Here is a 12,215-nt window from a genome sequence, read left to right as displayed (position 1 = left end):
CCTAGCTTACGTATTATTTTTTCTTACTTCTGCGTTTTTTCACTGCAGATGCAAGGCGCTCAAGTACTTGTACTGAGTCATCCCAGTTAATACAGGCATCAGTAATGCTCTTGCCATATTCCAATTTGCTTGGATCATCCTTACCAGGAGTGAATTTTTGAGCGCCATCGTTTAAGTGGCTTTCAATCATGACTCCAAAAATTTGTTGCGATCCAGATTCAATTTGCTTAGCAACATCATCGGCAACCAGAATTTGGCGCTCATGTTTCTTGCTGGAGTTGGCGTGTGATAAATCTACCATTAAGCTGCCACGCAGCTTTCCAGCTTCAAGCTCAGCGCAAGCAGCCTTAACATATTGTGCTTCGTAATTAGGCTCTTTGCCACCGCGCAAAATCACGTGACAATCCTTATTGCCTTTGGTCTCTACCACCGATACCTGACCATTTTTATGGACGGATAGAAAGTGGTGAGGACGGCCTGCTGCCAGAATGGCATCGGTTGCAATTTTGATATTGCCATCAGTACCATTTTTAAAGCCAATTGGTGCTGATAAGCCTGAGGCAAGTTCGCGATGCACTTGACTCTCGGTTGTGCGAGCGCCAATAGCACCCCAAGAAATGAGATCAGCAATATATTGCGGAGAAATCACATCGAGGAATTCACTACCGGCAGGCATCCCTAGGCGATTGATTTCCATTAATACTTGGCGAGCAAGACGTAATCCTTCTTCAATACGGTAGGATTCATCGAGATAGGGATCGTTAATGAGGCCCTTCCAACCAACAGTAGTTCGTGGTTTTTCAAAATAGACGCGCATCACGATCTCTAATTCGCCAGCAAAGCGCTCACGCTCTCCTAGGAGTCGTTGGCAATATTCCAGGGCTGCTCTTGGATCATGAATGGAGCAGGGCCCAATAATTACTAGCAAACGATCATCTTTGCCGTGAATAATGTCGCGTATTTTTTTACGCGTTTTGCTAATCAATGCTTCTGTAGGTGTTCCAGAAATTGGAAAGAAGCGAATGAGATGTTCTGGTGGTGGCAGAACAGAAATGTTGTCAATGCGTTGATCGTCAGTATCCGAAGTTTTATCAACGGCGGAATACCAATTAGCGGGATTCGTATTTTGTTGGCTCATACGGCTATTTTAAGCCGTAATTTGTCTTGGTTAGGCTGTGCCGCCTACTGTGAGGCTGTCTATTCTTAGAGTAGGCTGACCAACCCCTACTGGTACGCTCTGACCTTCTTTGCCACAAACCCCAACTCCGCCATCTAATTTGAGGTCATTGCCAATCATGGAGACTTGTTTTAAGGACTCGGGACCGCTGCCAATAATGGTGGCACCTTTGACTGGATATTGAATCTTGCCGTTTTCTACCCAATAAGCCTCAGAAGCAGAAAAAACAAATTTGCCACTAGTGATATCTACTTGTCCACCTCCAAAATTCACAGCATAGAGGCCGCGTTTAATGCTCGCCACAATTTCTTGGGGATTATCTTTGCCAGCTAGCATATAGGTATTGGTCATTCTGGGCATTGGCAGAGAGGCAAAACTCTCACGACGTCCATTGCCTGTTAAGGGCATTTTCATGAGTCTGGCATTAAGACTATCTTGTATATACCCTTTTAAGATGCCATCTTCAATTAAGGTGGTGCATTGAGTTGGCGTGCCTTCATCATCGATATTTAAAGATCCTCTACGTCCAGACAGGGTCCCATCGTCGACGACCGTGACACCTTTTGCAGCAACGCGTTGACCAATTCGTCCAGCAAATGCGGAGGAGCCCTTGCGATTAAAGTCGCCTTCAAGACCATGGCCTACTGCTTCATGAAGAAGTACTCCGGGCCATCCTGGTCCCATGACAACCGTCATTGGGCCCGCTGGTGCTGGGCGAGACTCTAAGTTGACTAGAGCGCCATCGACAGCTTCATCCACATAACGATGAATCAGATCGGTATCAAAAAATAGATAGTCATGCCTTGCGCCACCACCAGATGATCCTGACTCGCGACGTCCATTTTGTTCTGCGATGACATGTACGGAAACTCGTACAAGCGGACGGATATCTGCTGCCAGAAGGCCATCTGCTCTGGCAACTAAAACTACATCAAACTCACCAGCAAGACTGGCCATCACTTGGATCACGCGAGGATCGCGGGCTTTCGCACGGCGCTCAATACCCTCTAGCAATGCAATCTTCTCTTTGGGTTGCAAGGATTCAAGAGGGTTAAGGTCTGAATAGAGTTTGTTCGATAGGGGATGAAATAATTTACTTGCAACCGCTTGTTTGCCGCCTTGTGGGCCAATGACGCGAGTGGCTTTAGCTGCTTTGCTTAATGCCTCCAGATTGATTTCATCAGAATAGGCAAAAGCTGTTTTATCGCCATAAATTGCACGGACACCTACGCCTTGATCGATGTTGAAGCTGCCTGATTTAACAATGCCTTCCTCAAGACTCCAACTTTCGCTGCGTGTGTGCTGAAAATAGAGGTCAGCATCATCCAGGCGATGAGCAAACATGTTGCCGAAAGTATGGTGAAGATCCTTCTCAGATAAACCAGTGGGCTCAAGAAGAATAGACTTTGCTAATTTGATGAGGTCTGCCTGTTTTTTGGCTTTCGTCCAATTGGCTGGAAACAGTGCTTCAGGTGCATTCATAGAACGTAATTGATTTCTTTAAAGCTTTCGATGTGCGAGGGCTGGTAATTGAGAGCGTACCTCGTTTATCTTTTCTTTGCTGAGAGTGCCTGTAATAAAACCCTCACCTTCTGGTAGATCGTTCAGCACCGATCCCCAAGGGTCTATGAGCATGCTATGCCCCCATGTGCGTCGTTGGTTTGGATGGGTCCCTCCTTGTGCAGAGGCCAGTACATAGCATTGATTTTCTATTGCTCTGGCTCTTAGGAGAATCTCCCAATGGGCTTTTCCGGTAGTGTGAGTAAAGGCAGCGGGAATGATGTGGCAATCTATAGAGCCCATTGCCCGATAAAGTTCTGGAAAGCGTAAGTCATAACAAATACTGAGGCCAAAACTCCAGCTCTCTTGAAGATGATTGATTTTGAGAATCCCAGGCGCATCACCCGCCTCAATAGTTTCTGACTCTTGATAACGCTCCGTTTTTGTTTGAAAACCAAATAAGTGAATTTTGTCGTATCTTCCAATGACTTGACCGGAAGGACTATAGACAAGCAGTGTGTTCAGTACTTTATTGGGGTCAGTTGCTTTAAGTGGAATGGTGCCGGCGACTAAGTAAATTTGATTCTCTTTGGCAAATGCTGATAGTTGATCTTGAATTGGCCCAACCCCAAACTGCTCCCGTATCCTCACTTTGTCAGTATCTTTTAAGCCCATTAGGCAAAAATATTCTGGCAACACCACTAGTTGTGCTCCCGCCTGTGAGGCAGCATGAATGAGTCTGCCCGCTGTCATGAGATTGGTATTGACATCAGGCGTGGATACCATTTGAACCGAAGCAATATTCAACGTTGCGGGTGCATTCATTAGTATTTAATTAGTCGATTTAGATGGGATGTTTGGAGTGTTTTGAAGACTCGGTTTATCTTGTTCTTTAAGCAATTCTTTACTACGAATAGTATTTAGGGTTTTATCATCAAGAGGTTGGCCTTTTTGGTCCAAGGGAATCACTTCTGGATTATCCCAAGATCCCTGTACCAAATAGTCTGATTGCATACCGCGATTAATTTGACTAGTGACGAGATACTGTCCAATGAGTGCACTGAGACCCACAATCGGGTTAATTGCAAAAGCAGCAAGAGATCCAGCAGTGGCATCAATGGTTGGAAAAATCGTAATGCGTAAATCTTGGGTTTGTTTAAAGACATTGATTTGGCCGGTCATCGCAACTCGCGCTTGATCCAAATTCATGTTGAATTGTTTGGTCTGGGCAATGCCTTGATTGATATCAAAATTACTTGTAATCGTATTAAAAGGTGTGCCTTTAGTCACAATATTCCCAAGACTTCCTTGAAGGTCCAAGGTGGCAAACTTCAATAAACTTTGGAGGCTAAGGATGTCGAGAATTTTCGCCCCACTAGAGTTCACGTTAAGAAAACGTCCATTTTCAAGATTTAGGCTTGCTGTTCCGGAAAGCGTCTCTAATTTTGGATTAAAGGGCGGACCACTCCATTCCACATCAGCATTGATTTTTCCTGACCCGCCTTCAACTACATTTTGTGCGGTCCAATTGGTAATGATGAGACCCGCATCTTTAATATCCATAGCGATAGTAAGGCTGCTGCGATCCTCATTATTTTTGTCACCACCACGCCATTGACCCTTGAGGGTGGTGGCGCCCTGTGGATTGCTTGTCTGAATAGAGTCAATTTTTAGAACATTGTCCTCAGTACTGGTTTTGATTTTGACCTGTCCAAAATTTGCTTTGGACCATAAAAAATCATCAATAGTGATATCCAAACTCGGAATCATTTCGGGGTTGAGTGATTTTGCGGTGAGCGAATTATTTTTTGGGATCGCTGCTGTAGTGGTATCCGAAGTTACTTCTGGAAGCTTTAGCTTGGTTAGATGTCCGCTGATAAGACCATTGCTATAGCTCGCATGAGTAGCCTGATACTGCAATTGCCCGGCAATCATTGGGGAAGAAAGACGCAGATCCATAATATTTTTTTTGTAATTGGCGAGGGCATTCACATCTGGCCAGGCACGATCAAAAGCAATCAGTTTTTTGATTTGCGCTGTAAGTTGAATAGGGTTGGGATGAGATTCATCTACTGTGGTTTGGGCCGATCCCTTCACATTAAGAAAATCTTGCCATGCGTCTAAGTTAAGTTCATTGCTCGCCAAATTCAGATTAAAGCCCTGTTTTGGCATATTGGGGGGAGCACCAATACCAACGCTATGGCTGATGACATCATCGCGACCGATTACGCCTTGCAATGAGTAAAGATCTCCCATTTTTCCTGACCAGCTTGCACGATTAGGGTTGGATTTATCTTTTGCGTAAGTTTTAATATTGACTTCAGCCGTGAGTGGTGATCCAGCCAATTTAGATGCAGGAGCGGGCGCATTGAGCGACCAGTTTTTGAGATCGAAACGCAGATTCGTATTGCTGCCAAGTTTATTAAAGTTAACCGCACCCTCATAAGCAATCGAACCATTCATTGCATTGAGTAAGGGGCGAATCTCTGCGTGAGCGGACTTGGCAAAATACTCTTTAAGAAATTGAGTTTTGATATCGCCAGCGATACTAAAGTTTTGCTTATTTTTCCCTTGATCTGTGGAGGTAATCTTGATTGCACCCCCTAAGAAGTTGGCAGTGATATCTTCAAATTCGGGGTTATTTTCTGTAATGCGAATATTGCCTTTGAGATTTTCAAAAGGAGGTATACCAGACCATTCTGCTCGATTGCCTGGCAATGATAATTTCACATCGACATTGGTATCGCTTGAATCGGTTAAAGGAATCTTTAGGCCCAAGTTCATTTCCAGCGGCCCCGTAACGCGCAGATGTTGCTCAAGTTGATCTTGCGCTTTTCCTGCGGGAGAGGCATAGAAGTATTCTAGGAATTGACTCGCCTCTCCATTTGCGTGTCCATTAACGGTGAGTATGAGTTGCTTAGCGCTGACATTCGGTATTTCTGCGTGAAATGCATCCAAAGCAACTTGTTTATACGTCGCTTTGTCTATATCAACAGTGAAGTTTGCATGATTCATTGCAACTTTGCCGTTGACATTATTAAAGGTAGACCAAGTCCCTTGTGCTTTTGGTAGCCCTGGAACTGGACTAAACGCGGCGCCAGTAATCGGAAGATCTAAATTGAATTCCCCTTTTTGTGCATCGGCGAATGGCACTTCATTAGGGTCGCCTTTAATATGTAGACGCCCATTTTGAATAGTGCCGGCTTCAAATGCTTTGCTTAGATAGGTGCGAACTTCTTTGCTCATTCCTAAGGGTAAGTAACGATATGCAGTCTTCAGATTGGCTTTCTCAAACTCCATGTCCAAAGACATTGTGTCTGCTTCCTTGGGGTTGCCGACGATGTAATTAAGATTCAAATTGGTGGTGATCTCAGGATTGCTCAGCGCTACTTTTTTGGCATCAATTACCCAGCGCCCCTTTTGCTTTGCCCATTTGATCTGACCAGAAGCTTTATCTAATTGAATTTTGGGATCTTCTAGTAGGTCATACACCTCAAGACCCAAATTATTTGATTTCAGGGAGAAGCTACCTTCTTTATGGGTGCTAGAAATAAAGCCAGATAAATTAGAAACTGATGGAATTGATTTATTGATGCCTACAAAGCTCAAATTAATGAGTTTGGCGCTCACGCTAAAGTCTAATTTGTTGGATTTGAACCAGCCGCCTGGAATATTGAGTGCGGATAGAGGCGACTTGCTTTCGGACCAGTGAATATCAAGATCCTCTAGTTCACCTTCTGCTTTAGAAGTCTTAATCCACTGATGAACCTTTTTAGAAAGTGGTAAGTTCAGTGCAAATAAAGCAACATCCTCAACTAAAATTTTTGGCGAAGAAAAACCAAATTCTTTAATCTCACCATCGGGACCTGGTGGGCGCCAACGGAATGTCATGGGGCTTAATTTCTCGAGGGGCGCAGATTTCGGGCTATCCATGTCTCGCCAAGAGAAAGATTTGGTGGAGATGGTAATTAATCCATCTTCAGTTTCTTGCAACAAATTGGTTTCCAGTCTACCCAATGCGATTGCATCTTCGCTTTTGGATAGTTGTACGACTAGCCTATCAACAGCAACAAAAAATTCACCGCCATCAGGTTTGGCATTATCAATTTTTAAATTGCCATTAGAGCTCAGAATTCCTTCTAGGCTATAGAGTTTTAATTTGAATTCTCTAGCGATTTGGTTGAGGTCAAGCGCGGTCAAGTTCCAAGATAGGTTGCCAATCCAGTCGCGCCAGTTGCCCGGCTGTCCGCCAATGTGATGCACAAAATCTACATTGACCTCTAAAGGACCTTTGTTCCATGGAGTAACTGCAATGAGTGCGCCACGATGCTTGCGGATACCATTCTCAAGGGAAAGTTTTTGCACTTCAATATTGCTTGGTAATTTTTTACTTTGCTCATCATCCCAAACAATATTGACGTTCTTGATATCGATTAAATCTTGCGAAAAAAGCCAGTTCTCGGCAGTGTAATCATTGCTACCGCCGTCTAGGGTAATGCCGGCAATTGTGATGATTCCTTTTGCGCTTCTTTGCGCTTGAATCTGCGCATCCTCAATATATATTTCATGGAAATAGGGTGCTAGGTGATAAAAAGATTTCCAACTGATTTCACCGTAGATTTTTTTAATGCTGAGAACGTCTTGAGTGTTGTTGGGTGACAGGAAGCGTAAGCCATCAATTTCAAATGCAGGTCTAATGCCGGTCCAAGAAACTTTGAGATCGTTTATTGCTACATTGACGCCAGCCCGAGCGCCAATCAGTTTTTCAACAGATGCTTTAGATTTTTCAATCTGGGGCCAAAGAATAAAACGAACGCCAAAATGACCAGCGATGAAAAATACGCCAATAACTGCCATCAATATGAGGAGGCGTTTACGCCAATCGGCACCAAAACCAGGAGGACGTTTTTTGAACGCGCTCTTGTGGTTAACTGGGGTGGTGTTTTGCGGCATGGCCTCTATTATCCGTCAGGCTTTGGTCAATTACCAAACTTCCGGGGTCTGATATTTGGTCGGTATTAAGATGGGGGGATGGATACGTTTTCACGGCAAATTGAGTTTTTAGAGCAGCACTCCAACTATGCGCGACGTTGGTTGCACGCTCAGCCTCTATGGCGTCAATGGTTGTGTGAGCATGGCTCCAAAAAAATAGATTTGCGCCAAATTCAGGCATTACTAGATTCATATAAGAGTGATGACGCCAATACGGTATGGGATGAGGCGCAATTCATGTGCCATTTGCGTCTGGCTCGTCAACAACTCATGCTATGGATCGCATTTCGTGATCTCAATGGTTTAGCTCAACTTGATGAGGTTACCCACAGCCTTAGCGATTTTGCTCAGCTAGCAGTTGCTCAGAGCATCACATTTATACGCAATGACTTGCAGCCCCGTTTTGGTGTCCCATGGAGCGAAGTAGCCAATTCGGAAATGCCGCTGATGGTAGTGGGTATGGGTAAGTTGGGAGGTTTTGAGTTAAACCTCTCATCAGATATAGATTTAATTTTTCTTTACGAACATGAAGGCGATACCCGCGGTGGGCCCAAGAGTCTCTCAAACCATGAATGGTTTACCCGCATGGGAAAACGTCTCATTAAGCTGTTGTCGGAGCATGATGAGAATGGGTTTGTATTTCGTGTAGATATGCGTCTGCGTCCGAATGGGGATTCTGGCCCTCTGGTATGCAGTCTCGATATGCTGGAGGAGTATCTCTTGGTTCAGGGGCGCGAGTGGGAGCGCTATGCCTGGATTAAAGGGCGATTGATTGCCCCCTTGCCTGGCTCAGAGAATTATGAGCATTGTGAAAAAGCATTGGATCAACTGATTCGGCCCTTCGTATATCGACGGCACTTAGATTATGGTGTCATTGCATCAATTCGAGAATTACATGCCCAAATTCAGCGCGAGGCGGAAAAACGTTCTGCTCATCATCAGGGTCGTTCGCGTGATATTAAGCTTGGGCGTGGCGGTATTCGTGAAATTGAGTTTCTAGCGCAAATGTTTCAGTTAATGCGTGGTGGTACCGATCCTCGCTTTAGAGTAAGGCCAACATTGCAGGTATTGGATTTAATTTCCCAAAGAGGAATTTTGCCGAACGCAGAAGTGGAGGCATTGACTGCTGCCTATATATTTCTGCGTCGTCTCGAGCATCGGATTCAAGTGTGGGAGGATCAGCAAACTCATTATCTGCCTGACGATGAAGAGGCTCGCTCACGACTGGCCGCCAGTATGGGTTTTTCAAATACAGAGAGTTTTATGTTGGAATTGGAACGACATCAAGATCATGTGATGCGTTTATTTGAAAAGGCTTTTTTATTGGACGATGGGGCACGTTTGGATTTAGCGCCACTCGATGGACATTGGGAGCCAGACCCCACCGTATTTCCACAAGCATCTCTTCGCTGGCATGCTTGGATTGAAAGCTCTAAGGCAAAAGTGCTTCCTGAAAAAAGCCGTCTGATTTTTGATGGCTTAATGCGGACCGCTGCACAACTGTTGGAGACTGATGATCATGCCGCTCTCAATCCTGATCAAACCCTATTACGCTTTTTTGATTTGCTCGAGTCTGTTGCTAGGCGCAGTGCTTATCTTTCCATATTGTCTGAGTACCCCAAGGCACTGGTAAATGTATTGGCTTTGCTGAGGGCCTCTCAATGGGGTGCTCAATATCTCACAGCGCATCCTCATCTGCTGGACTATCTTCTTAACTCGCGTACTGAGCAAATGCTGATTGAGCAGCCTGAAGCTTATTGGGCCGAGGTTAAAGCAAATTTAAATATGCGTTTAGATGATGTCATGGCTGATGGTGATGGCTCTGAGCAAGCAATGGATATCTTGCGCATTACTCATCACACCGAGACCTTCATCACGCTTTTGGCAGATCTGGGCATTGGGGTCGAACGCGCTTTATCGGTTGAAAAAGTGAGTGATCATTTATCTGCTTTAGCCGATTTAATCTTGCAAGCCACGATTGAGCGAGTTTGGCCTGTGGTGGCAAATAAATTTGGTTTGACTACAGATGCTCCAGCTTTCGCGGTGATTGCCTATGGCAAGTTAGGTGGTAAGGAACTTGGATACGCCTCCGATTTGGATTTAGTGTTTTTGTATCAAGCCCAAGAAAATGATTTCACTGCGCAAGAGGTGTATGCGCTTTTAGCTAAGCGCATGATCAATTGGTTAACTGCTTATACCCCTGCAGGCAGCCTCTTTGAAATTGATACCCGTCTTAGACCAAATGGATCAGCAGGTTTTTTGGTAACCAATACAGAGGCTTTTAAAAAATATCAGATGCGTGAGGGCGATAACGCCGCTTGGGTGTGGGAGCACCAGGCCTTAACTCGGGCTCGTTTTGCAGCAGGCAATCCTATCGTTGGTCAGACATTTGATGCTGTTCGCTCTGAAGTGTTGAGGCAAAAGCGCGAAATCGAACACTTGCGCACGGAAATATTAGATATGCGACGCAAGGTCCATGAAGGACACCCCAATGCTAGTGATGCCTTTGATTTAAAGCATGACTCAGGAGGAATGGTTGATATTGAATTTATCGTCCAATTTCTTGTATTGGCTTATGCCCATGAATATTCTCAATTGATTGAGAACTTGGGCAATATTGCGCTTCTCAGAATTGCGGGAGAAGCGGGCTTAATCTCTCCAGAAGCTGCGCAGCAAGTTGGTAATGCCTATCGATTCATGCGCGCCCGTCAACATCGCTTGCGACTCGATGGCGCAGAAAAAACACGGATTAATTTAGCGGATGATGCTGAGCTTGTTACGGCAAGGGCCCATGTATTAGGGCTTTGGCAAACAATTTTTAAAGTCAGTCCTGATCATTCCGGCCAATAAAGGTTGCTGAAAGAATGCTGCTATTGCTCAAGTAGTTCGCGAGCATGTCGGCGCGTCGTATCTGTAATCGTTGCGCCACCTAGCATTCTGGCTATCTCTTCAACTCGCTCTATTCTGCCTAGAGTCTGAACTTGTGAAATCGTTTTCTCAGCAGACTGTGCTTTACTAACTTTGAAGTGATGATTTCCTTGTGCTGCAACTTGTGGCAAGTGAGTTACACAAAGAATTTGGTGTGACTGGCCGAGTTGATGCAATAACTTGCCAACAGTTTCAGCGACAGCTCCACCGATGCCAGCATCAACTTCGTCAAAAATTAAAGTAGGTGTAAACGAGGCCTTGCTAGTAATGACACTAATAGCCAAGCTAATACGCGCTAGCTCCCCGCCGGAGGCCACCTTAGCGAGAGATCGTGGAGTGCTGCCCGCATGGCCAGCCACCAGAAACTCAACCTGTTCAAGACCATGGGAGCTGCCTTCTTGGAGTGGGGTCAAGGCAATTTCAAGACGACCACCCGCCATCGATAAGTGTTGCATTGCCTCGGTGACTTGTTGACTAAGGTCGCTAGCAGCCTTGCTGCGTTTTTGCGAAAGTTGTTTGGCAATCTTAAGGTATGTAGCTTCTTCTTGTTTTACTTTTTCACGCAGCGCTTCTATATTTTGTGAAGCTGTTAATGCTTCTAGGCGCTCCGTTGTATCCGCAAGCAGCTTGGGTAGCTCATCTGCTTCAGTGCGATATTTTCTGGCTGCGCCATGCAAAGCCTGCATTCGCTCTTCTATTTGTGCAAGTCTTGCAGGATCGAGATCAATTTTTTGTAAATAGCGATTCAGACCATGAATGGCCTCATCTAGCTGGATCTGGGCGCTCTCTAGTGATTCGCTGATAGGGCTTAAAGCTGAGTCATGATCAGCCAAAGCGCCAATACTGCCGCACACTTTTGATAGGGAGGATTCGAGCGAATGGTCGGCATTACTTAAAACCTCAAGTGCTTCTTGGCAGCCGCTAATTAATTTTGCTCCATTAGCCAATTTTGCATGCTCACTTTGAACATGGGCCCACTCTCCTTCTAGCGGCGAGAGTGCGGTAAGTTCTTCCAGTTGCCATTCCAATCGTTCTCGTTCGCGCTCAATGTCTTGACCTGCATTTTCTGCTTGCGCAAGACGGCGACGTGAGTCGTTCAGCGTCCTAAAAGATTGCGCTACTTCTGTAGCCAAAGGCAGCAAGCCTGCATGACGATCTAATAGATCTCGCTGAGCACCGCTTTTTAAGAGCAGCTGGTGAGCATGTTGACCATGTATATCGACCAACTGATCACCTGCTTCGCGTAGTTGCGCTAAGGTAGCAATACTGCCGTTAATAAAGGCGCGACTACGACCGTTAGATTCAATAGTTCTTTTGAGTAACAAGCTTTGCCCACCATCTTCACTTGGAAAGCCTTGTTCATCCAACCAGATGCTAAAAGACGGCAGAAGTTCCGGATCAATTCGAAATTGTGCGGAGATCTCAGCGCGATTACTGCCCTCTCGAATTTGGCTGCTATCAGCGCGTTCTCCAAGTACAAGGCTTAGGGCATCGAGGAGGATGGATTTTCCCGCACCAGTCTCGCCGGTGAGCACGGTAAAGCCACTTGCAAAGTCGAGTTCAAGCTGATCAACAATGACAAAGTCACGAAGGCAGATGGTTTGAAGCATGTATTAGC

The 12,215-nt window shown here is 45.3% G+C and carries 6 protein-coding genes; 1 reads left to right on the top strand and 5 read right to left on the bottom strand.

The window, feature by feature from the left end:
- Window positions 1-13: 13 nt before the first annotated feature.
- The 4 genes from KIH43_RS03390 to KIH43_RS03375 are packed head-to-tail and all read right to left on the bottom strand — an operon-like array spanning window position 14 to window position 7,630.
- A complete protein-coding gene (locus KIH43_RS03390; protein ID WP_296968449.1) occupies window positions 14-1,138 on the bottom strand; it encodes a 3-deoxy-7-phosphoheptulonate synthase in 1,125 nt (374 codons plus the stop codon).
- Window positions 1,139-1,168: 30 nt separating this feature from the next.
- Window positions 1,169-2,659 (bottom strand): metalloprotease TldD, encoded by a 1,491-nt coding sequence (gene tldD / locus KIH43_RS03385; protein ID WP_297717706.1) that lies wholly within the window; start codon window positions 2,657-2,659, stop codon window positions 1,169-1,171.
- A gap of 18 nt (window positions 2,660-2,677) precedes the next feature.
- The gene (locus KIH43_RS03380; RefSeq protein WP_297717704.1) at window positions 2,678-3,502 is read right to left on the bottom strand and encodes a carbon-nitrogen hydrolase family protein; all 825 of its coding nucleotides are present in this window, start codon (window positions 3,500-3,502) and stop codon (window positions 2,678-2,680) included.
- A gap of 6 nt (window positions 3,503-3,508) precedes the next feature.
- Window positions 3,509-7,630, bottom strand: a complete 4,122-nt coding sequence (locus KIH43_RS03375; RefSeq protein ID WP_297717701.1) for a YhdP family protein — start codon at window positions 7,628-7,630, stop codon at window positions 3,509-3,511.
- A 78-nt stretch (window positions 7,631-7,708) separates the two neighbouring features.
- Here KIH43_RS03375 and glnE point away from each other — a divergent pair, with 78 nt between their 5' ends.
- On the top strand, window positions 7,709-10,519 hold the full coding sequence (gene glnE / locus KIH43_RS03370; protein WP_297717698.1) for a bifunctional [glutamate--ammonia ligase]-adenylyl-L-tyrosine phosphorylase/[glutamate--ammonia-ligase] adenylyltransferase: 2,811 nt from the start codon (window positions 7,709-7,711) through the stop codon (window positions 10,517-10,519).
- Between the two features lie 20 nt (window positions 10,520-10,539).
- On the opposite strand, the gene recN is transcribed toward glnE, so the two are convergent.
- Entirely contained in the window at window positions 10,540-12,207 is a 1,668-nt protein-coding gene (gene recN, locus KIH43_RS03365; RefSeq protein ID WP_297717695.1) for a DNA repair protein RecN, read from the bottom strand.
- Window positions 12,208-12,215 lie beyond the last annotated feature (8 nt).

This window comes from Polynucleobacter sp. (assembly GCF_018500155.2).
Classification (GTDB): Bacteria; Pseudomonadota; Gammaproteobacteria; order Burkholderiales; family Burkholderiaceae; genus Polynucleobacter.
This window is presented reverse-complemented; position numbering and strand designations above follow the sequence as displayed.

Coding starts and splice junctions, on each gene's coding strand:
- KIH43_RS03375 (WP_297717701.1), bottom strand. CDS start 7,630: ATGCCGCAAAACACCACCCCAGTTAACCACAAGAGCGCGTTCAAAAAA.
- glnE (WP_297717698.1), top strand. CDS start 7,709: ATGGATACGTTTTCACGGCAAATTGAGTTTTTAGAGCAGCACTCCAAC.
- KIH43_RS03380 (WP_297717704.1), bottom strand. CDS start 3,502: ATGAATGCACCCGCAACGTTGAATATTGCTTCGGTTCAAATGGTATCC.
- KIH43_RS03390 (WP_296968449.1), bottom strand. CDS start 1,138: ATGAGCCAACAAAATACGAATCCCGCTAATTGGTATTCCGCCGTTGAT.
- recN (WP_297717695.1), bottom strand. CDS start 12,207: ATGCTTCAAACCATCTGCCTTCGTGACTTTGTCATTGTTGATCAGCTT.
- tldD (WP_297717706.1), bottom strand. CDS start 2,659: ATGAATGCACCTGAAGCACTGTTTCCAGCCAATTGGACGAAAGCCAAA.